This is a genomic window from Spiribacter sp. 2438 (genome assembly GCF_009676705.1).
Taxonomy (GTDB): domain Bacteria; phylum Pseudomonadota; class Gammaproteobacteria; order Nitrococcales; family Nitrococcaceae; genus Spiribacter.
In genome coordinates, this window is sequence record NZ_CP046046.1 from 962,123 (window position 1) to 983,436 (window position 21,314).

At 62.6% G+C, this 21,314-nt stretch carries 20 protein-coding genes and 1 other RNA gene; 9 read left to right on the forward strand and 12 right to left on the reverse strand.

Features of this window, described 5'->3' with window-relative positions:
• From glnD to dapE, 4 genes are read left to right on the forward strand one after another with little or no spacing between them, the layout of a single operon-like run.
• Nucleotides 1-2,712 (forward strand): [protein-PII] uridylyltransferase, encoded by a 2,712-nt coding sequence (glnD, locus tag GJ672_RS04880; protein ID WP_154296154.1) that lies wholly within the window; start codon nt 1-3, stop codon nt 2,710-2,712.
• A 2-nt stretch (nt 2,713-2,714) separates the two neighbouring features.
• Nucleotides 2,715-3,932, forward strand: coding sequence for a succinyldiaminopimelate transaminase (gene dapC / locus GJ672_RS04885; protein WP_154296155.1), 1,218 nt, complete (start codon nt 2,715-2,717; stop codon nt 3,930-3,932).
• Between the two features lie 14 nt (nt 3,933-3,946).
• On the forward strand, nt 3,947-4,765 hold the full coding sequence (dapD, locus tag GJ672_RS04890) for a 2,3,4,5-tetrahydropyridine-2,6-dicarboxylate N-succinyltransferase (RefSeq protein WP_154296156.1): 819 nt from the start codon (nt 3,947-3,949) through the stop codon (nt 4,763-4,765).
• Complete coding sequence (dapE, locus tag GJ672_RS04895; protein WP_229381796.1) at nt 4,762-5,940, forward strand: succinyl-diaminopimelate desuccinylase; 1,179 nt, start codon at nt 4,762-4,764, stop codon at nt 5,938-5,940. The genes dapD and dapE overlap by 4 nt, the downstream gene beginning before the upstream one ends.
• Here the strand turns inward: dapE and GJ672_RS04900 are convergent.
• From GJ672_RS04900 to hrcA, 6 genes are all read right to left on the reverse strand, one after another.
• Nucleotides 5,906-6,895 carry an NAD(P)/FAD-dependent oxidoreductase gene (locus GJ672_RS04900; RefSeq protein ID WP_154296157.1) on the reverse strand — a complete coding sequence of 330 codons (990 nt, stop codon included), beginning with the start codon at nt 6,893-6,895 and terminating at the stop codon, nt 5,906-5,908. The two genes, dapE and GJ672_RS04900, sit on opposite strands and share 35 nt — an antisense overlap.
• Before the next feature lie 18 nt (nt 6,896-6,913).
• Nucleotides 6,914-7,729 carry a 4-hydroxy-tetrahydrodipicolinate reductase gene (dapB, locus tag GJ672_RS04905; RefSeq protein WP_154296158.1) on the reverse strand — a complete coding sequence of 272 codons (816 nt, stop codon included), beginning with the start codon at nt 7,727-7,729 and terminating at the stop codon, nt 6,914-6,916.
• Nucleotides 7,722-8,879, reverse strand: a complete 1,158-nt coding sequence (dnaJ, locus tag GJ672_RS04910; RefSeq protein WP_154296159.1) for a molecular chaperone DnaJ — start codon at nt 8,877-8,879, stop codon at nt 7,722-7,724. The genes dapB and dnaJ overlap by 8 nt, the downstream gene beginning before the upstream one ends.
• A gap of 141 nt (nt 8,880-9,020) precedes the next feature.
• Complete coding sequence (gene dnaK / locus GJ672_RS04915; RefSeq protein ID WP_154296160.1) at nt 9,021-10,961, reverse strand: molecular chaperone DnaK; 1,941 nt, start codon at nt 10,959-10,961, stop codon at nt 9,021-9,023.
• Between the two features lie 90 nt (nt 10,962-11,051).
• On the reverse strand, nt 11,052-11,663 hold the full coding sequence (grpE, locus tag GJ672_RS04920) for a nucleotide exchange factor GrpE (protein WP_154296161.1): 612 nt from the start codon (nt 11,661-11,663) through the stop codon (nt 11,052-11,054).
• A gap of 79 nt (nt 11,664-11,742) precedes the next feature.
• Complete coding sequence (hrcA, locus tag GJ672_RS04925; RefSeq protein WP_154296162.1) at nt 11,743-12,798, reverse strand: heat-inducible transcriptional repressor HrcA; 1,056 nt, start codon at nt 12,796-12,798, stop codon at nt 11,743-11,745.
• 122 nt (nt 12,799-12,920) lie between these two features.
• On the opposite strand from hrcA, the gene GJ672_RS04930 reads away from it, so the two are divergent.
• Nucleotides 12,921-13,799 (forward strand): NAD(+) kinase, encoded by an 879-nt coding sequence (locus tag GJ672_RS04930; protein ID WP_154296163.1) that lies wholly within the window; start codon nt 12,921-12,923, stop codon nt 13,797-13,799.
• Entirely contained in the window at nt 13,793-15,463 is a 1,671-nt protein-coding gene (recN, locus tag GJ672_RS04935; RefSeq protein ID WP_154296164.1) for a DNA repair protein RecN, read from the forward strand. The genes GJ672_RS04930 and recN overlap by 7 nt, the downstream gene beginning before the upstream one ends.
• A gap of 3 nt (nt 15,464-15,466) precedes the next feature.
• Here the strand turns inward: recN and fur are convergent, their stop codons facing one another.
• Nucleotides 15,467-15,961 carry a ferric iron uptake transcriptional regulator gene (gene fur / locus GJ672_RS04940; RefSeq protein WP_370517576.1) on the reverse strand — a complete coding sequence of 165 codons (495 nt, stop codon included), beginning with the start codon at nt 15,959-15,961 and terminating at the stop codon, nt 15,467-15,469.
• Nucleotides 15,962-15,988: 27 nt separating this feature from the next.
• Here fur and GJ672_RS04945 point away from each other — a divergent pair, with 27 nt between their 5' ends.
• The gene (locus GJ672_RS04945; RefSeq protein WP_154296165.1) at nt 15,989-16,384 is read left to right on the forward strand and encodes an outer membrane protein assembly factor BamE; all 396 of its coding nucleotides are present in this window, start codon (nt 15,989-15,991) and stop codon (nt 16,382-16,384) included.
• A 7-nt stretch (nt 16,385-16,391) separates the two neighbouring features.
• On the opposite strand, the gene GJ672_RS04950 is transcribed toward GJ672_RS04945, so the two are convergent.
• Both GJ672_RS04950 and GJ672_RS04955 read right to left on the reverse strand, forming a co-directional pair.
• Nucleotides 16,392-16,718 (reverse strand): RnfH family protein, encoded by a 327-nt coding sequence (locus GJ672_RS04950; RefSeq protein WP_154296166.1) that lies wholly within the window; start codon nt 16,716-16,718, stop codon nt 16,392-16,394.
• Nucleotides 16,705-17,142 carry a type II toxin-antitoxin system RatA family toxin gene (locus tag GJ672_RS04955; protein ID WP_154296167.1) on the reverse strand — a complete coding sequence of 146 codons (438 nt, stop codon included), beginning with the start codon at nt 17,140-17,142 and terminating at the stop codon, nt 16,705-16,707. Before GJ672_RS04955 ends, GJ672_RS04950 begins: the two co-directional genes overlap by 14 nt.
• Nucleotides 17,143-17,228: 86 nt before the next feature.
• Here GJ672_RS04955 and smpB point away from each other — a divergent pair, with 86 nt between their 5' ends.
• Both smpB and ssrA read left to right on the forward strand, forming a co-directional pair.
• The gene (gene smpB / locus GJ672_RS04960; RefSeq protein ID WP_154296168.1) at nt 17,229-17,717 is read left to right on the forward strand and encodes an SsrA-binding protein SmpB; all 489 of its coding nucleotides are present in this window, start codon (nt 17,229-17,231) and stop codon (nt 17,715-17,717) included.
• A 49-nt stretch (nt 17,718-17,766) separates the two neighbouring features.
• Nucleotides 17,767-18,124: a transfer-messenger RNA gene (ssrA, locus tag GJ672_RS04965) on the forward strand.
• A gap of 83 nt (nt 18,125-18,207) precedes the next feature.
• On the opposite strand, the gene GJ672_RS09670 is transcribed toward ssrA, so the two are convergent.
• From GJ672_RS09670 to GJ672_RS04980, 3 genes are all read right to left on the reverse strand, one after another.
• Nucleotides 18,208-19,362: a diguanylate cyclase domain-containing protein gene (locus tag GJ672_RS09670; protein ID WP_370517577.1), complete on the reverse strand. Its 1,155-nt coding sequence runs from the start codon at nt 19,360-19,362 to the stop codon at nt 18,208-18,210.
• Between the two features lie 342 nt (nt 19,363-19,704).
• Nucleotides 19,705-20,385 carry a glycerophosphodiester phosphodiesterase family protein gene (locus tag GJ672_RS04975; protein WP_195759454.1) on the reverse strand — a complete coding sequence of 227 codons (681 nt, stop codon included), beginning with the start codon at nt 20,383-20,385 and terminating at the stop codon, nt 19,705-19,707.
• Between the two features lie 240 nt (nt 20,386-20,625).
• Complete coding sequence (locus GJ672_RS04980) at nt 20,626-21,267, reverse strand: phosphoadenylyl-sulfate reductase (RefSeq protein WP_229381797.1); 642 nt, start codon at nt 21,265-21,267, stop codon at nt 20,626-20,628.
• Between the last annotated feature and the right edge of the window lie 47 nt (nt 21,268-21,314).

Below are 21,314 nucleotides of genomic sequence, written 5' to 3' on the forward strand. Positions count from 1 at the left end.
GTGGCAACGCTCCCTTCCGAAACCCAGACCTCGCCCATCGACCGGCAACTGCTGGATCTAATCGATCTTGATCACCGTCTGGCGGCGGGCGCCGATATTACCGAAGCCCTCCGCGGCGCCCTGTCCGAGGCCGATGAAACCCTCGCAGCGCGTTTCCTGGAGGGCACGCCGGCGGCGACACTGGTCCCCCAACGGGCGGCGGTCATGGACGCCATCGTCATCCGACTCTGGCGTCACACCACCGGCTCGGCGGGTCAACGCGCTGCGGTCGTGGCCGTGGGCGGTTATGGCCGCGGCGAATTGCACCCTGCCTCAGACACCGACCTGATGGTACTGGTACCCGAGGTCGCCGATGCAGACCTGGAGGACCGCCTTCGCGACTTCATTACTTCTCTCTGGGACGTGGGGGTGGAAGTCGGACACAGTGTTCGCACCGGCGAGGAATGTCGCGTTGAGGCCGAAAAAGACATCACCGTGGCGACCAACCTGATGGAGGCCCGACTGCTGGCGGGCAACGAAGCGTTGTTTCATGACATGGAGGCCGCCACCAGTCCGTTCCAGGTCTGGCCCGGTCCCGCCTTCTTCGAAGCGAAATGGGCCGAGCAGCAGGCCCGGCACCAGCGCTACCACGACACTGCCTACAACCTGGAACCGAACCTCAAGGAAAGCCCCGGCGGGCTTCGCGATATTCACATGATCGGCTGGGTGGCCAAGCGGCATTTCAACGTCGCCTCACTAGCCGGGCTGGTGGAACTGGGGTTTCTCAGCGAGACGGAATTCGAAGCGCTGCGACATGGCACCCACTTCCTCTGGGACGTGCGTTTCGCCCTTCATCTGCAGGCCGGGCGCCGGGAAGACCGGCTGCTCTTCGAGCATCAGACCGACCTCGCCCGTCAGTTCGGTTACAAGGACACCGAGCACACCCTGGCGGTCGAGCAGTTCATGCAGCGCTACTACCGCACGATCATGCACCTCAATCGACTTAACGAGATGCTGCTACAGCTCTACCAGGAGTCGATTCTGTATGCCGATGACGGCGAGAAACCGCGACTGATCAACAAGCGCTTTCAGGTCAAGCGCGGTTTTATTGAGGTCACCCATCGAAGTATCTTCAACCGCTATCCCTTTGCCATGCTTGAGCTTTTTCTGCTCATGCAGCAACACCCCGAGATCCGGGGGATTCGGGCTTCAACCGTGCGGCTGCTGCGGGAGAATCGGGATCGGATCAATGTCGATTTCCGGTCGGACCTGAGGGTCCGCAGCCTGTTCATGGAGATATTCCGCCAACCTTTGGGCATTACTCACGCGCTTCGCCGCATGCACGGCCACGGCATCCTGGGGCGCTATATTCCGGCGTTCGCGGAGATCACCGGACGCATGCAGTACGACCTCTTTCACGTCTACACCGTCGATACCCACACACTGATGGTGATTCGCAACCTGCGTCGCTTCGCGCTGGCGCTGGATGGCGAAGACAGTCGGCTGCTTGAACAGATTCATGCACGGCTTCCGAAACCGGAGCTGGTGTATCTGGCCGGCCTGTTCCACGACATCGCCAAGGGGCGGGGCGGCGACCACTCCGAGTTGGGTGCCGAGGATGCCTACCAGTTCTGCCTGGAGCACGGACTCTCGCGGTACGACTGCCGGCTGGTGGCCTGGCTGGTGCGCAAACACCTGCGCATGTCGATGACGGCCCAGCGCCGGGATATCAGCGACCCGGACGTGATCGAGGCGTTCGCCGCGGAAATGGGCGATCACACCCATCTGGACTATCTCTACCTGCTGACCGTTGCCGATATCCGGGCGACGGATCCGAAGCTCTGGAACAGCTGGCGCTCGGCCCTGCTGAGAGAGCTCTACAGCCGCACCAGCCGGGCGCTGCGCCGGGGCCTCGGGGAGTCCGTGGATCAGGATGAGTTGATTGAAGAAGCCCAGGCCCGGGCGCGAGTGCTGTTACGGCGGGACGGCCTGCACCATATGACCGTGCGCTCCATCTGGCGGCATTTCACCCCGGATTATTTCCTCCGCTATACCCCGGAGGAAGTGGCCTGGCACACCGCGGCGATTCACTCGGCGGGCAGCGCGGCCCATGAGCCCCTGATCCTGATCGAGCCGGGCACCCGCCGGGGCGGCACGGAGGTGTTCATCTACACCCGCGATCAGGCCAACATCTTTGCCCTTGCCGTGTCAGCGTTTGACCAGTTGGGCCTGGACATTCAGGACGCGCGGATCATCACCACCACCAATGGATACACGCTGGACAGTTTCCTGGTGCTCGATGAGCGGTTGGCCGACGACACCATGGATGATGATCGTCTAACCACAATCCGTGCCACCCTCACCGACAACCTGCAGCGCTCAGCGCCCCAGGAGCCGGCCAATCGGGGCTTGCCGCGACGGCTTCGGCACTTCAGCACCGATACGCAGTTGGACTTTGCGGACACTGACAGCAGTGGGCGGACCCCGCTGGAAATGATCACCGGTGACCAGCCCGGCTTGCTGGCGCGGGTGGGCCAGGTATTTGCCCGCCACGGAGTCCGGGTTCAGAACGCCAAGATCGCGACCATTGGCGAGCGCGCCGAAGACGTTTTCTTCCTCACCGATGCCGAGAGCCAGCCCCTGTCGCGGGGACTGCGCCAGCAACTTCGGGGCGATCTCCTGGCGCTTTTCGAGGACGACGCCGATGTCATGCGCCGCGGGGACGGTGTCTAGTCATGGCCGTGATCGGTAACCCCGGCCTGGCCGAACTGGCGCCCTATCCCTTCGAACGGCTGAGGGCGCTGCTGGCGGACACCAAGCCCCCCGCCGACCTTGAGCCGGTGCGTCTGTCCATTGGCGAGCCCCAGCACCCGGTGCCCCCCCTGATTACCGACGCGCTGAAAACCGGTGTGGCGGAAAGCCTCGGCCGCTACCCGGCCTCCGCCGGCAGCGGCGAGCTCAGGGAAACCATCGCCAGCTGGATTCGTCAACGATATGCCCTGCCCGATCAGGCGATGTGCGCCGAGCGGCATGTGCTGCCAGTGGCCGGCACCCGGGAAGCCCTGTTTGCGGTGACACAGGCCCTGCTGGATCCCGCCCGTCGCCCGCTGGTGCTGATGCCCAACCCGTTCTATCAGATTTATGAGGGCGCTGCCTGGCTGGCCGGTGGCGCGCCGGTGTACTTGAACACCTGGGCCGATGGACAAGGGCTCCCGGATCTCGATGCCGTCAGTGAGTGCACGTGGGCGCGATGTGGCCTCATATATCTCTGCAGCCCGGGTAACCCCGGCGGACAAGTCATTCCGCTGGGCTTCTGGAAACGTCTGTTTGCGCTACAGGATCGGCATGGCTTCGTGATCGCCGCGGACGAGTGCTACAGCGAACTTTATCGGGATGAAAACCAGCCGCCGTTGGGATTGCTGGAAGCCTGCCGGCAGTCGGGCCGTGATGACTTCAACGGTTGCCTGGTCTTTCATAGCCTTTCCAAGCGATCCAATGCGCCCGGTCTACGGGCCGGCTTCGTCGCCGGCGACGCCCGGTTGATCAGCCATTTTGCGCGCTACCGGACTTATCAGGGCTGCGCCCTGCCGCTCCATAGCCAGGACGCCGCGATGGCCGCCTGGCGCGATGAGGCCCATGTGCTTGCCAATCGTGACGCCTATCGGGAGAAATTCCGGCTGGCGTCCGCCCGGCTTCAAGGCATCGCGCCCTATGAAGAGCCCGCCGCGGGTTTCTACGTCTGGCTGCCGGTGCCGGGGGGTGACGAGGAGGACTTCACCCGTCGGCTGTATGCGGCCCGGGGGGTCACCGTGCTTCCGGGCCGGTATCTGTCTCGACCCACCGAGCAGGGCGACCCGGGAGCCGGGCATGTCCGGCTCGCACTGGTGGCGCCGTTGGGCATCTGCGAGGATGCCTTGAACAGAATTCGCGATTTTCTGACCCATCAATATTGACGGAGAAATGCTGCATGACCTCGCCCCAGGCCGTTATCGAACAAGCCTTTGAACGCCGGACGGAGCTGACCCCTGAGAATGTTGCCCCGGAAATACGGGAAGCGGTGGAGGCGGCTCTGTCCCAGCTGGATCGGGGCGAGGCCCGAGTCGCGGAGAAAAAAGAGGGGCAGTGGCAGGTCAATCAGTGGCTCAAAAAGGCCGTGCTGCTCTCCTTTCGACTCACCGCCAATCAGCGCCTGCGGGGCGGTGAGACGGACTACTTCGACAAGGTTGCTCTGAAGTACGCGGATTACAACAGCCAGGACTTTGAGGCCGACGGCGTTCGCGTGGTGCCGCCCGCGGCGGCCCGCCGGGGCTCCTATATCGCCCCCGGCGTGGTGTTGATGCCCTCGTATGTCAACATCGGCGCGTATGTCGACACCGGTACCATGGTGGACACCTGGGCCACCGTGGGTTCCTGCGCCCAGATTGGGCGTAACGTCCACCTGTCCGGCGGAGCCGGAATCGGTGGCGTGCTTGAGCCGCTGCAGGCCGGCCCGACGATTATCGAGGACGATTGCTTTATCGGTGCCCGCTCGGAGATTGTCGAAGGGGTCATCGTCCGGGAAGGCGCGGTGATTTCCATGGGCGTGTTCATTGGCCAGAGTACCAAGATCTACAACCGCGAAACCGGTGAAGTGACATTTGGTGAGGTTCCGCCAGGGGCGGTGGTGGTGCCTGGCAGCCTGCCCTCCACCGACGGCAGCTACAGCCTGTCCTGCGCCGTCATTATTAAACAGGTGGATGCCAAAACCCGCAGCAAAGTCGGGCTGAATGAGCTCCTGCGGCCGTGATTCCCGCGGGTGATGTCCTCGGCCTGACCGAGGCACTGGTCCGTCGAGCATCCGTGACCCCCCGGGATGAGGGCTGCCAGGCCCTCATCGGTGAGCGCCTGGAATCGGTGGGATTCCGCCTCCATGACCTCTCCCGGGGAGCCGTCAGCAACCTGCTCGCCCTGCGAGAAGCGGATGCGGCGTCAGATGCCGCTACAGGTCCGGTGCCGCTGCTGCTGTTCCTTGGGCACACCGATGTGGTGCCTCCCGGCCCCCTCGAGCAGTGGCAGACACCACCCTTTGAGCCAACACACCGAAACGGGATGCTCCACGGACGCGGCACCGCGGACATGAAAGGCAGTGTCGCCGCATGGGTCACCGCCTGTGAGCGGTACCTGACCGCCACCTCCTCGTGTCCTCTCAGGCTCGGGGTGCTTCTCACCAGTGATGAGGAAGGCCCGGCGCAGGATGGCATTCGGGCCGTGGCGCCCGCCCTGCCCGATCTGGTGGGCGAAGTGGACTGGTGCCTGGTCGGGGAACCGAGCAGCCACCAGCGAATCGCGGACACCATTCGAGTGGGCCGGCGGGGCTCGCTCAGCGGGGCCATACGCGTTCCCGGCCGTCAGGGTCATGTCGCTTACCCGGAGCAGGCAGACAATCCCATTCATCGACTGGCGCCTTTTCTGGCAGCACTCGGCGCCGAGGTCTGGGATGCCGGTACGGAGCTGTTCCCCCCCACCAGTCTTCAGATCACCGGCATCGATGCGGACACCGACGCGGGTAATGTCATCCCGGGCGGCGCCAGCGCCCGTTTCAACATTCGATTTTCCCCGGCGCTGGATGCCGAGGCCATCCAGAGGCGGATCGAAGCCATCCGACTGGCCGAGGCACCCGCGGCTTCCATTGACTGGCACCTGTCGGCGGAACCCTTTGAGAGCCAGCCCGGACCGCTCCGGCAGGCGGTGGAGGAGGAAGTGGCAGACTGCCTGGGCGCTAGCCCCCACGCCAACACCGCCGGCGGGACCTCCGATGGCCGTTTCATCGCACCACTGGGCGCAGAAGTCGTCGAGCTGGGACCCGTGAACGCCACCATCCATCAAATCGACGAGCGGGTGGCCGCGGCAGACCTGGAGACCCTGACCCGCCTTTATGAAGGGATTATCAAAAGACTGTCGAGTGTTTCCCCGCCCGAGTGACGAGCTGTCGGGCGGCGGCGCGGCCGCTGTGCCAGGCCCCTTCAACCCGGCCATCGGCAACCCAGTCGCCGGCGCAGAGGATGTCATCACTTTCAATGAAACCCGCTGAATCGCCCAGCGGATTCCGGGCCTGGGCAAACCGCCAGCGATGCGCAATGCGCTCCTTGACGGACGGGGACCGCCGGATCAATTCGGAAAATGCCTCGGCCAGAAACTCCCCGGCGGCCTCCGGCGACCATTCGATGTTGGCTTCACTCCAGGCAGGGGTCGCATGCAGGGTCCAGATCTCGGGGCTATGAGGCCGCTGCGGCCGCGACCCCGCCCGTGCTATCCATCGAAGCGGCCCGCTGCTGGGGAAACCGGCGTCGACATCAATGTCCAGCGGGGTCTCCAGCACCAACCCCACGGACCAGCAGGGCTGCATGCGGGCAGTGCCCGCCGCGGTGGCCAGCATTGGCGTGGGCTCGGCCAGCAATGACTGGGCCTGTGGAGCCGGCGCCGTGACGATAACCGCGTCGAACTCGCCCAGGGTTTTGCCATGGCGCTCCCGCAGAACCCAACCGCCCAGCTCCCGGGTGATTTCACTGATCTGCACACCGGTTTCGAGGTAAAGCCCCTCTGCCATATGACGCGCCAGAGCGGACATCCGCGGCACTGCCACCAGGCGGATTTCCGGGCGGGCCGGCTGCCGCTCTGGCAGGACCATGGGCGTCACAGACCAGGGCGCGATGACTCCGGCGGATTGCCACTCGCTGACGGCCTCGCGGAAAGCCGGATCCCGCGCGGTGAAGTACTGCGCGCCAAGGTCCATCGGGCCGTGGGGAGTGCGCTTGCTCCCGAACCGCCCACCGGGGCCACGGGCCTTGTCGTACACGGTCACCGGCATGTCCGCCGCTTGTAGCTCGCGCGCGGCGGCCAGACCGGCAATTCCCGCTCCGATGATGGCGATGCGCATGAATGACTCCCTGCCTGCTCAGCGCACGGAATGGCGCAGGCCCAGCACATCCTCCATGTTGTAGAGGCCGGGCTTCTGCCCCATGAGCCAGCGTGCCGCTCGCAGTGCGCCCATGGCGAATGTGTCTCGACTCGAGGCCCGGTGAGTCAGCTCGATGCGCTCGCCCTCACCCGCCAGCATCACCGTGTGCTCACCGACAATATCGCCGCCTCTCAGGGTCTGAAAGCCAATGTCGCCGGGCTGCCGCGCGCCGGTGATGCCATCTCGACTTCTCACTCCACGAGTGTCCAGTGACACATTCCGCACCGCGGCTGCCGTCTCGCCCAATGCCAGGGCGGTGCCCGAGGGCGCATCCTGCTTGTGACGATGATGGGCCTCGACAATTTCGACATCGTAATCCTCGCCAAGTGCCCCGGCGGCCATGGCGACCAGTCGATGCATCAGCGTGATGCCGCTGCTGTAATTGGCGGCCTGAACCAGCGGCACCACCTCGCTCGCCTGCTGAATCGCGGCCTGCTGTGACCCGTTCAGTCCGGTGGTGCCGATCACCAGGGACACCCCCTCGGCCACTGCCGCGGCGAGGTTGGCATCCAGCGCCTCCGGCAGGGTGAAGTCGATGAGCACCGCACATTGCCGGGCGGCCTCCCGGGGGCCGTCAATGAGCGCGATCCCCGCACTGCCTGCGCCGGCGACCTCGCCGGCATCGTCTCCCACCCGCTCGCTGCCGGGCGGTACCACGGCGGCGCCCAGCTCTAGATCCGCTTCGTCCGCCAGTCTGCGAATGAGCGCCCGGCCCATTCTGCCGTCCGCTCCGAGAATGCCTACGCTAGTCATTGCCGAACTTCATCCCTTCAAAGAACTTTCGGACCGAATCCAGCCAGGAGCTGCCTCGGGGATTATGGTGCTCGCCATTCTTCTCAAGGGTGTCAGCGAGTTCCTCAAGCAGCTCCTTCTGCCGCTCGGTCAGGTTGACCGGTGTCTCCACCAGTACCCGGCAGAGCAGATCCCCCTGGGCGCCGCCACGCACCGGTTTCACGCCCTTGCCGCGGACCCGGAATACCTTGCCGGACTGGGTACCGGGAGGGATGCGCAGACTCACGCGTCCGTCCAGCGTTGGCACTTCAATCTCGCCGCCCAAAGCGGCGGTGGTCACACTCACCGGGATTTCGCACCGCAAATCGGCGCCATCCCGCGTGAAAATGGGATGCGAGCGCACGCTGACCTCCACATAAAGGTCACCGGCCGGTCCGCCATTCTCGCCGGGCTCGCCCTCGCCAGCGAGCCGGATGCGGTCTCCGGTATCAACACCCGCAGGAATTCGCACCTGCAGAGTTTTCTGATCGGGCACCATGCCGTCGCCACCACACTGACGGCAGGGATCGGAAATGATCTGACCGCTGCCGCCGCAGCGCGGGCACGTCTGCTGGATAGAGAAAAAACCCTGCTGGACCCTGACATCGCCATGGCCCTGACAGGTGGGGCAGGTTTCCGGCGTGCTGCCCGGGGCTGCCCCGCTGCCGTCACAGGCGGAACAGCGCACCTGGGTGGGAATGCGGATCTCGCGCTCCACGCCCTGCACCGCCTCTTCCAGGGTCACCTCCATGCGATAGCGCAGATCCGCGCCGCGAAAGGCCCGGGAGCCGCCACCCCGGCCGCCACCACCGCCAAAGATGTCCCCAAAGACGTCCGAAAAGATATCCGAGAAATCGGCACCGCCACGACCGAAACCGCCGCCGCCCGGGCCGCCGCCCGCACTCTGGTCCACACCGGCGTGACCAAACTGGTCGTAAGCGGCGCGTTTTTGCGGATCGCTGAGGACCTCGTAGGCTTCCTTGGCCTCCTTGAACTGCGTTTCCGCCTGTTCATCCCCGGGATTACGGTCCGGGTGATATTTCATGGCAAGCCGTCGGTACGCCTTTTTCAGATCGCTTTCCGAGGCGTTCTGAGAGACTCCGAGAATGTCGTAATAATCGCGTTTCGCCATGGTGCCCGTTCTGATGAGTTCTGCTGCAGGGTACCGGCCCCGTATTCAACGGCAAAGGCGCAGCGCCGTCGGGTCCGGCAAGGACCAGGCCCGACAGCCGGCTGCGCCCGGCGCGGTGACTTCGCTGGATGCGATCCGGAATTACTTCCGGTCGTCGTCCTTGTCGTTGTCGCGGACCTCTTCGAATTCCGCGTCCACCACGTCATCCTGCCTGGATGACTGGCCGTCACCGGCCGACTCGCCATCGGCCGCTCCGCCGGAAGAGGCGTCCTGGTAGAGCTTCTCGGCCAATTTGCCGGAGGCTTCCGCCAGAGACTGGGTCTTGGCGTCAATGGCGTCCTTGTCACTGCCCTTCATGGCCTCCTCGACCTCGGCAATGGCGTCTTCCACGGCCTTTTTCTCGTCCGCGGAGGCCTTGTCGCCGACCTCGTCCAGGCTCTTGCGGGCCGCGTGCACCAGGTTGTCTGCCTGGTTGCGCGCCTCCACCAGTTCCCGCGCCTTGCGATCCTCTTCGGCATGGGATTCGGCATCCGAGACCATGCGCTCGATTTCGTCCTCGGACAGACCGCTGGAGGCCCGAATCTGGATGGACTGCTCCTTGCCGGTGCCCTTGTCCCGTGCCGTGACATGAAGAATGCCGTTGGCATCGATGTCGAAGGTCACCTCGATCTGGGGGACGCCGCGGGGAGCCGGCGGGATGTCCTTGAGATCGAATTTACCCAGTGACTTGTTGTCCGCCGCCATCTCGCGCTCGCCCTGCAGGACGTGCACGGTGACTGCGCTCTGATTGTCTTCGGCGGTGGAGAACACCTGATTCGCCTTGGTGGGAATGGTGGTGTTCTTCTCGATGAGCTTGGTCATCACGCCACCCAGGGTTTCGATACCCAGAGAGAGGGGCGTGACGTCCAGCAGCAGCACATCCTTGACGTCACCGCCAAGCACGCCACCCTGAATCGCCGCACCGATGGCCACGGCCTCATCCGGGTTGACGTCGCGGCGCGGCTCCTTGCCAAAGAAATCCTTCACGGCTTCCTGAACCTTGGGGGTCCGGGTCTGACCACCCACCAGGATGACTTCATCGATTTCGCCGGCCTTGAGCCCGGCATCATTGAGGGCCACTTCGCAGGGCTTGATGGTCCGCTTGACCAGCCCCTCCACCAGGCTCTCGAGCTTGGCGCGGGTGAGCTTGAGGTTAAGGTGCTTGGGACCGGCCTGATCCGCCGTGATATAGGGCAGGTTGATCTCCGTCTGCTGCGCCGAAGACAGCTCAATCTTGGCCTTCTCCGCGGCTTCTTTCAGGCGCTGCAGCGCCAGTCGGTCGCCGGAGAGATCAATTCCCTGATCCTTCTTGAATTCCGCAATCAGATAATCGATGACGGCCCGGTCGAAGTCTTCACCACCCAGGAACGTGTCACCATTGGTGGACAACACCTCGAACTGGTGCTCGCCTTCCACCTCGGCGATTTCGATAATGGAAACGTCGAAGGTGCCGCCGCCAAGATCGTAGACCGCCACTTTGCGATCACCGCCCTTTTTATCCAGCCCGTAGGCCAGGGCGGCCGCGGTGGGCTCATTAATGATCCGCTTGACCTCAAGGCCGGCAATTCGGCCCGCGTCCTTGGTGGCCTGTCGCTGGGAGTCGTTGAAATAGGCGGGAACGGTAATCACCGCCTCCGTGATTTCCTCGCCCAGATAGTCTTCGACGGTGCTCTTCATTTTCTGAAGCACCCGCGCCGAGATTTCCGGCGGCGCCATTTTCTTGCCGCGGACTTCAACCCAGGCGTCGCTGTTGTCCGCCTTGACGATGCTGTAAGGCATCTCGCGCACATCGCGCTGCACCACGTCTTCCTCGAACTTGCGCCCGATCAGACGCTTGATGGCGTGGAGGGTGTTTTCCGGATTGGTGACCGCCTGCCGTTTGGCCGCCGCCCCCACCAGGACTTCGCCGTCCTCGGTGAATGCCACCGTCGATGGCGTCGTGCGATCGCCCTCGGCGTTTTCGATCACGCGGGACGAACCGCCTTCCATAACGGCGACGCAGGAATTGGTGGTTCCCAGGTCAATGCCGATAATCTTTGCCATGGTGTCAAGCTCCTGTTCGAATCAAATTGAGTTGCTCGAAGACCTTTAGGCGCCCGGCGCGCTTTTCAAGGCCTGAATCAAAATCCGCGGTTAAGAATCCGCTGGCGCCTTCGCCACGATGACCATCGCCGGCCGCAGCAGCCGGTCTCCCATGCGATAGCCCTTCTGGACCACCGTCAGCACGGTGTTGGGCTCGGCATCCGTGGACTCCTGGGCCGCCATCGCTTCATGTTTTACGGGATCGAAGCGCTCGCCCTCGGGATTGATCGGCTCGATGCTGAATTTCTCCAGCGCCTGATCAAACATCCGCAGAGTCAGCTCGGAGCCCTCCGCCAGCTTTTCCACGGTGGCCTCCTCACCGCGAGCCGCCTGCACGCCCATCTCCAGACTGTCTTTGACCGCCAGCAGCTCCCCCGCCAGCTTTTCCAGCGCCTGCTGCCGGGCTTGCGCCACGTCTTTTTCGGCCCGCCGGCGCTGATTCTCCATTTCCGCCCGGGCCCGCAGGAACTGATTCCAGTTCTCCTCGGCACGGGCTTTTGCCTCATCAAGAGCAGCCTGCAGCGAATCGCTTTCGTTTTCGGCCGTCTCGTCCGTCTCCGCCGGGTCGATGGCTCCCGGCCGCTCAGTGGCATCCGCCGCGGATGATTCGGCTGCCTCCTCGCCCTCCGGTTTTTTCTTGCGATCGTCCTCGTTTTCGGTCATGTCCAATCTCCATGGCAATCCGGGCAGGCCAAAGCGGCACCTGCCCGTAAGCATTTCGTCTATCGAGAGAACTGGGGAATCAATGCTCGGATTTCAAGGCGTGTCCGAGCAATCGCGCTGTCACGTCCACGATGGGAATCACCCGGTCATATTCCATGCGCGTGGGTCCGATCACGCCCAGCACGCCCAACACCTGGTCATCGGTCTGATAGGTGGAGGTCACCAGGCTGACGCCGTCGAAGGCTTTGTAGCCGGATTCCTGGCCAATAAAGATCTGCACGCCGTCGGCGGAGAGACAGCGGTCCAGCAGATGCAATATGTCGCGTTTGCGCCCGAAGGCCTCGAAGAGCTCCTTGAGTTTTTCGACACTGGAGAGCTCGGCAAACGTCATCAGATTGGTCTCGCCGGCCATGACGAAATCGTCGCTGTCGGCATCGCCCTCGCGAAAGAGTTCATTGGCCACCTGGATCGCGGACGTCATTAATACGTTCATGTGCTGCTGATCCGCCTGCATGGCATCCAGCAGCCCCCGCCGCACGTCGCTGACGCTTTTGCCCGCAAATTCTGCGCTCAGGTAATTCGACACCTGCTGGAGCTCCGACTGGCTGTAATTCCGGTCGGTTTCGATCACCCGGTTCTGAACCTCGTGGTCGTTGAGCACCACGATGGAGAGAATCCGTTGCTCGGATAGCGGCAGGAACTCGATATGACGAATCGATCCGTAATCCCGCTTCGGCAGAGTCACCACACCCGCCAGATGGGTTAGCCCGGACAGCAGATTGGAGGCGGAGTCCACCAGTTCGCCCGCGTCCCTGCCTGCATCAAGACGGATCCGCAGCGCATCCGGGTCGAGCCCCTGTTCCGAGCGCACGTTGAGCAGCGAGTCCACGAAAAACCGGTAACCGCGATCGGTGGGAATCCGTCCGGCGGAGGTGTGAGGCGCCTGAATATAGCCCGCCTCCTCGAGATCCGCCATGACATTGCGGACCGATGCGGCGCTCAAGTCGAGGCCGGCTTCCCGGGTCAGGGCCCGAGACCCCACGGGCTGACCGTCGCGGATGTGACGATGCACCAGCGCCCGCAACAGGTATTGCGCCCGCTCGCTCAGTGGCTCATCGCCGGTTTGCCGAACCATTCAGTCCTCCAAGGTATTGGCACTCGTGCCGGTAGAGTGCTAATTGACGCTAACAACGCCCCTCGAAGCTGTCAATTTGTCACCTTCGTGCTAACTTGAAGGACACGGTAAAGGGAGCCCCAATGCAGCCGTTCCGTCATATCGCCATTACCGGCAAGCCCAATGATACCGCCGTGATCGAGACGATATCCGGCCTGGTCACGCATCTTGAAAATCGCGGCTGCACGGTGCATCTCGATGCAGGCATGGGCACCGGCATTACCGGAGTCCCGGCCCACGCTTCATTGGAGCAACTCACCGAAACCATCGATCTGCTCATTGTGGTCGGCGGGGATGGCACGTTCCTGCACGCGGCCCGGCGCATCGCCACGGCTGACATTCCCATGCTGGGGATCAATCGTGGCCGTTTGGGATTTCTGGTGGACGTGTCGCCGGATCGCTTCGATGAAATTGACGCGGTCATCGACGGCCGGGCTCAGATCGATGAACGGCTGATGCTCGAAGCCCGGGTCATGCACCGGGATGAAGTGGTTGCCCGATCCCTGGCGCTGAATGACGTCGTCCTGCAGAAGTGGAACACCTCCCGGATGATCGAATTCGATACCTGGGTCAACGGTGAGCCCTGTAACCAGCACCGCTCGGACGGGCTCATCATCACCACTCCAACCGGTTCCACGGCCTACTCCCTGTCCGGTGGCGGGCCGATCATGCATCCCGGCATCCATGCCCTCGCCATGGTCCCGATTTGCCCTCACACGCTGAGCAATCGCCCTCTGGTCGTCAGTGCCGACTGCGTCATTCAGGTCCGGGTGCAGTCCGCCGAGGTTGAGCATGTCCACATGAGTTGCGACGGTCAGACCAACCTGCCGCTGACCGAGGAAGGCTGTGTGGAAATTCGAGCGGCGTCTCACCAACTGCGACTTATGCACCCCCCGGGCCACCGCTACTTCGATATCCTTCGGGCCAAGCTGCACTGGGGGGATAGCTCGCGCCCATGCTGACTCACATCGGAATCCTCGACTTTGCCATTATTGAACGCTTGGAGATCGAGCTCGAATCGGGGCTGACGGTACTCACCGGCGAGACCGGCGCCGGCAAATCCATTCTCCTCGACGCACTGGGACTCTGCCTCGGTGACCGGGCGGACAAGTCCATGGTGCCCACGGATGCCGAGCGCAGCGAAGTGCAGGTGAGCTTCGACGTGGTTGATTGCCCGGCGGCCCGAGCCTGGCTCGACGAGGAAGCCATGGCGGAGGACGACCAGTGCCTGCTGCGTCGTGTGGTACAGGCCAATGGACGCTCCCAGGCGTGGATCAACGGCCGTCCGGTGACCCGCGGCCAGCTGAGCGCCATTGGTCAGCATCTGGTGGGCATCCATGGTCAGCATGCCCACCAGGCCCTCGCTCGTCCCGAGGCTCAGCGCCAGAAGCTGGACGCCTATGCCGATCATGGTTCGCTGCTGCATCAGGTGGCCCAACTGCATGCCCAGTGGCAGGACTTGATGGCCGAAAAAGCGTCTCTGGCCGGAGGCGCCGAGGATCACACGGATCGAATGACGCTGCTTCGCTACCAGCTGGATGAGCTGGATCACGCCGCCGTCAGCGCCGATGAGCTCACGGATCTGGAGCGCGAACAAAAGCGCCTCGCCGGGGCCGAAGCAATTCTGGCTGCGTGTCAGCGGAGCCTCGAGGCGGTTTATGACGGTGACGCGGCGGCTCAGGAACTGCTGGTCGCTGCCGAGCGGGAAATCGCCCCGTATTCCGACACCGATCCGGCCATTGCCGACACCCTCGAAATGTTTGCCAATGCCCAGGTCCAGATTCAGGAAGGGTGTCAATCATTGCGGGGCTTCGCCGACGGGCTCGAGATGAATCCGGAACGACTGGCCGAGGTGGAGTCCCGGTTAACCACTCTGCATGACCTGGCCCGTAAACATCGAGTCGAGCCCGAAGCTTTAATGGAGCACACCGAGGCATTGCGCTCCGAACTGGAGCGTCTCGAATCCGCGGACACCCGACTGCTGGAAATCGACGCCGAGGAAGCCCGACTGCGATCCGACTTCCGGGAAGCGGCGTCCGCCCTTTCCGCCTCGCGCATTGACGCCGCGACCCGGCTGACGGACGCCGTCAATGGACTGCTGGCGGAACTGGGGCTTCCGGGCGCGTCGCTTTTTATTCGAGTGGAGCATGATTCGGAGTCCGATCCATCGGCTCAGGGGCTTGATCGGATCCGCTTTGAAGTGCGCACCAACCCCGACCAGTCACCGGGGCCACTGGCAAAGATTGCCTCAGGGGGCGAGCTATCGCGGATCGGGCTGGCGCTGGAAGTCGCCACGGCCCGGACCGCGGAACTGCCATCATTAATTTTTGATGAGGCCGACACGGGTATCGGCGGCGCCGTGGCAGAAGTGGTTGGACGCAAGCTTCGCGAACTGTCCGGTCACCACCAGGTCCTCTGTATTACCCATCTGCCCCAGGTGGCGGCTCAGGGGCATCATCAGCTGCAGATCGAAAAGAGCCAGAACGACGCCGGACGCACACTGACGCGGGTGGAAAGCCTGGATGAGGCCGAGCGGGCTGAAGAGATCGCCCGCATGCTCGGAGGCGTGGAAATCACCGAGCGCACCCTCAGTCACGCCCGGGAAATGCTGGAGCGAGCCGGTTGACGGTTAAAAGCTGCCGGTCTTGATTCGCTGGGATTTGGCGCACTCGGGGCAGCGCCCATAGAGAATGTGGGAATGGCTCACCAGTTCGTAACCCGCCACCGCGGCCACATCCGCCTCGCGTTTCTCAATTACCCGGTCCTTGAACTCCTCGACCTTACCGCAACTGATGCAGACCAGATGATCGTGCTGAATGCCCGTGTTGAGCTCAAATACCGCCCGATCGGCATCGAAGTTATGTCGAATGACGATATCGGCCTCGGCAAACTGCGTGAGCACGCGGTAAACCGTGGCCAGGGCAATATCCTCGCCCTGCTCTCTCAACCGCTGGTAAACCTCCTCGGCGGAGAGGTGCTCCCGCTCCCGGCCCGCGAGCATCCTTAAAACCTTGATACGCGGGAGGGTGACCTTGAGACCGGCCCGCCGGAGTTCATCCGATTCCTGACCAATCTCGCCGGGTACCTGTGCCGTCTGTCTGGGCTGGGTTACCATATCCGCCATTCCAATGCCTGCGATGGACTCTTTGTAATGATTTCAGTATATACCCGTGCCCGATTGACTGCATTGGTGATCAGCCTGTCCCTGATCGCTGGTTGCGCCAGCACGGTGGAGAGTCTACCCATCGTCTTCAAGCCGGAGGTCCGGCAAGGCACGGAGTTCGACGAAGCGGATGTCCGGCAGCTGGAACCCGGCATGAGCGAACGGCAGGTGCGGGCGATTCTGGGTCCACCCACTTTCAATGATCCATTTAGCAGTGACCGCTGGGATTACGCCTACTCCGTCGACCCGCGCAGCACTGACCTGGAGCCCGTGTCCCGGCGGCTGACGGTGTTCTTTGAAAACGGAACCGTGGTCAGCGCTCGTGGCACGGGTATTGAAGCCGGCCACCCACTGTATGCGGAGGCGGTCAGCAGCACCCGCTGATCCGCAGCTAGCGCTGCCCGCCCGTGTGACCCTCGGCTTTCTGTGCCCGGGCCCGTTGCCGCCTCTGCTCTTTGGGGTCCACGTTGAGTGGCCGATATATTTCCACCCGATCCCCATGCTCCAGCGGCGTATCCAGTGTGATCGGCCGGGAAAACACCCCCAAATCCAAGTCTTTGCCCGCGATTTCGGGAAATGCTTCCAGCAGGCCCGAGCGGATCACGGCCTCCCGTGCGGTGGAACCGGCAGCCAGCGCAAGCGGCACCAGCCGCTGGACATCGGCGCGGGCATAAGCCACCTCAACCCGAATCTCGGCGGGGTGATCAGCGCTTTCCATAGACTTCGTGGGCCCGTTTCACGAACGAATCCACCAGCGTTCCCGCCACCTGGGTAAAGACCCGGCCGAAGGCGGCCGACAGCAGCCGATTGGAGAATTCAAACTCCAGGTCCACCGACACCTTGCAGGCTCTCTCTCCCAGCGAGTCGAACCGCCAGAACCCCTCCAACTGGCGAAACGGCCCCTCTACCAGCCGAATCTCGATCATTTTGCCCGGCTGACGGCGGTTGCGGGTCACGAAGGATTTCTCGAAGCCGGCCTTGGCAAAGAGCAGCTCACCGCAAACCATGTCCGCGTTGCGTTCCAGCTCCCGGGATCGCTTCACCCAGGGCAGAAATTCCTGATAATCCCGAACATTGTCCACCAGCTCGAACATTTCGTTGGCGGAATATCGCACCAGTGCGGACCGGGAGACGGTGGTCATGGGGTTAGGGTTCCTGCTCAGTCAAGAGAACAGCCGCGGATGTTACCAGAGACGCCCGTGCTGCTCATCGCTGATAAACTGGACGGATGAGCAAGAAAGCCGGAAAAAGAAAGGCGGGTCACGACAGCGCCACCATTGCCGTCAACCGCAAGGCGCGCTTCGAGTACTTCATCGAAGAACGCATGGAAGCGGGTCTCGTCCTTCATGGATGGGAGGTGAAGAGTCTGCGCGCCGGCCGAATCAACCTCACCGAGGCGTACGTGTTGCTGCGCAACGGCGAAGCGTACCTGATCGGGTGCAACATTCCGCCATTGCCCACCGCCTCAACCCATGTCAACCCCGACCCCACCCGCACCCGCAAGCTGCTACTGCACAGAAGCGAGCTAGCGAAGCTGGTGGGCGCCACCGAGCAGCGGGGCTACACCATTGTTCCCCTGGACATGCACTGGTCCCGGGGCAACGCCAAGGTCGGAATCGGCCTGGCAAAGGGCAAAAAGCAGCACGACAAACGCGCCGACAAGAAGGAGCGGGACTGGCAGCGGGAGAAGTCGCGACTGCTCAAACATCAGGCCTGACGGCTTCCTCGGGAACCAAACGCGGTGTATCCTTTCTAATTGGTTACTTGGGGACGACATGGCTTCGACGAAGCTCGCGAAACCTCAGGTGCATGCCGAGGACGTCACTTACCTCGTAAATCATGTGGCAAAAAAGATAGTTGCCAACGACGACAACTACGCACTCGCGGCCTAAACACCCGTGAGCTGTCCACACCTGATCGCCTGTGGTCGGTGTTCGGACAGGCATATTACACAGGCTAGCCCCGCGGAGAGCCCGGATCCGCGCGGCGAATCCTTAACGGGATCGCGGTTGCCAGACCCTGGTCGTCGGGTCGGTCGCTGCTAAAACTAAAGACGGCGCTAAGCATGTAGACCCTGTGGCGGAGGTGCTTCGGACGCGGGTTCGATTCCCGCCGTCTCCACCAAAACACTTCGAACCCCGCTCCGGCGGGGTTTTTTATTCTTCCCGTTGCGTACGCTCCGGTTGGGGCTGATGTCAAAATAGTGATCAGGAACGGGTAGCCATATCACCCACCGGGATCTGGAGGTCATCAAACCAGGCCGCGCGATCGCGCCCGTTGGCCTTGGCGTAATAAAGCGCCTGATCCGCCTCTCGAAGCAGTTGCTCACCCTCAATCGGCTTATCCATGTCGAACCGCGTCAGCCCAAGGCTGGCACCCACCTGTGCACGCTCCCCGTTTTTTCCGACCGGGATCGGTTCTTTGATCAGGGATAGCAAACGATCAAAGACCTGCATTTCGCTCTGACAATGACAGAGCAGTATCACGAACTCGTCACCGCCAAGCCGAGCAACCATGTCTTCTTCACGAACGCTGCCGGAGAGTCGTCTCGCCACCTCGCAAAGCACCTCGTCACCGGCGTCGTGACCAAACCGGTCGTTAATCGCCTTGAATCGGTCGAGATCGAGCATGCCCAGAACGAAGGGCTCCCCCGAGAAACGAGTTCGCCGGATCGACTGCGCCAGCCGATCCGAGAGCATGCGCCGATTCGCCATACCGGTTAACGGATCGTAATTCGCCTGTTGCCGCAATTCTTTCTCACGCCTCACCCGTGGGGTGATATCCCGGCAAATGGCGACATGGCGATCAGGGGCCCGGGCATCGGTCCTGATGGTGGAGATTATGGCCTGGACAAATACCGGCTGGTCTGTCGCGGTGCGTAACTTCAGTTGCCCACTCCACCGCCCCTCGGGGGCGCCGAGCGAAGCGATGATTTCCTGCGCCAGGTTCTCGGAATCCCCGTTTAGCAGAGTTGCCGAAGCCGGCTGTCCCAACAGGCTGTGTTCGGTGACCCCGAGCATCAGTGCAAATGCCTCGTTCACCTCATCGATACGATGGAACTCGTCCGTAATAAGGATGCCGTCCTGCGATGCCTCAAGGATGCAAGCCGCCTGCTGTAATTTCTCGTGAGCCCGCTGGGTCACGGTGACGTCCTCGAGGTATCCGTGCCAGGTCGTCCCCCCGTCAGTGTCTCTGGCGGGCGTTGAGCGCCCGTGAAGCCATCGCAAACCTTTTACCGGATGCTGGATGCGATAAGTTTCTTCCCACGGGGTCATCGTAGCGCGAGAAGTCTCCATGGTGCTCATCACGTGCTGACGGTCGTCGGGTTCCATCAACGAGAAAACCGCTTCGGCGTCCTGCATGGCCTCGCTGGCGCTGCAGCCATGACATTCGGCCAGTCCCTCAGACATGAACGGAAACCACATTTGTCCGTCAGGATCCACCCGGAACTGGTAGACCACGCCGGGTACATTCTCAACGAAATCCCTGAAGCGGACTAACCACTCCCGATCCGCCTCAGCGACCCCCTGGAATCGTGAGGTACAGTCGGTATTCTCGTCCATGATTGGCCCTGCGAGCTGTTGTGCCAAGGCGCCGGCCACCCAACGTCAGTGTTTATCTGTTATGCGAAATTACATGAGCAAACACTCTTGAAAACAGCGATTTCTCCGCTGAACCTAACGCGTTAAATTCACCATTTATTTTTATAAGTGGAAGACTTCTTTCCAGTCAGCAAACTCACGGACGTCATCGGTGATGACACCGGTCACGCCCCACGCCCGGAGATCGGTAACCTCCTCCGCCCGGTTTGGTGTGTAGGCATAGAGCTCATAGCCCGCCTCCAGAACCGCCTGGGCCCTGGCGGCGGTCAGTGATCGGTACTCAGGGTGGAAGCTGGCCAGGCGAAGTTCGTCAGCAATTGCCTGCCAGTCCGGTGGAATACCCGCGCACAGGTAGCCAAGGTCCCAATCTGTCTGCTGCTCGCGCACCTGCTCGAGGGCTCGATGCTCAAAGCTGGAAATCAGCAATGACCCGCCATCGTCAGCATGCTTCCGCAATAAGGGCAAGGCGGCCTCTACCAGCGCATCGCCCTCCCCGTCGTGGATTTTCAGCTCGAGATTAAGGCTCAGGCCGAGACGATGGATTTCCTGCAAAGCCTCATCCAGCCGCGGGATGGCGGTGAGTGCCGGGTCGCCGTCCCAGGGCAGGTGCGACCGCCAGTGCCGAACCTCGGCCCACTCCGCCTCACGCACCTTTCGCGACGGCCCGATGGTGCGTTCAAAGGTGTGATCGTGAAAAAGGATCGGCGTGCCGTCGCCGAGCAGGCAGACATCGGTCTCTATCCACTGCGCTCCCATGGCAGCCGCCCGGCGAAAGGCCGCCACCGTGTTTTCCGGGGCGTGATATGCACCCCCTCGATGTGCAATGACGCGTCGACTGAACATATAAAGAAACGCCGGGGCGGGGGATTACCGCTACGCCGAGGCCGTCCGGGCGGCCGAGCAACGCTTCATTGAGGCGGGCGTCAGTGCCGTGCCCGGTTTTGTGATCGACGGACGCTATCTGATTTCGCGCGCTCAGCCGGCCAGCAGCCTCGTCGATGCGATCCGACAGATTGCCGAGATCTAACGATGCAGCCCGCATTCCCGGAAATACCCACCAAACCGCAGATCTTCGGAATCGGTGATCTCGCCGACGGCACGGGTCGTATGCCAGTCTCCAATAGAAATGTAACCGGCCTCCCGAAGCGGGTGATATGGCAAGGCATAACGCGTCAGGTACTGGTGGACGTCATAATCGCTCCAGTCGGCGAGCGGATGCAGCTTTTCAACGCCCCATCGCGATTCCCGGAACGCGATACCCGAACGTGAAGCCGACTGCACACGTCGCAGGCCACTGATCCAGACCCCCGCCTGCAATTCATCCAGCGCTCGCTGCATCGGTTCGACCTTGTTCTCATCGTTGTAGCGGCGTAAGGCGTCCTCGCCCTGCTCCCAGCGTTTACCGTCTATCGTTTCCTGCCAGGCAGCGCTGCGCGCTGCCGAGAAGACGTGCAAATTGAGATCCAACCGCTTGGTCAGTTGCTCGACGAACCGATAGGTCTCGGCGAAATGGTAGCCCGTGTCAATGAACACAACCGGTATATCGGCCTGAATGGAGGTAGTCATGTGCAGCAGAACAGCCGCCTGATTACCGAAGCTGGAACTCAGAACGGCTCGCCCGGGCAGTGTCTCAAGACCCCATCGGACCCGATCGGTGGCGCTCATCTCCGCTAATGCGGCACCCTGTTGACCCCTATCGATCCTGTTCACCA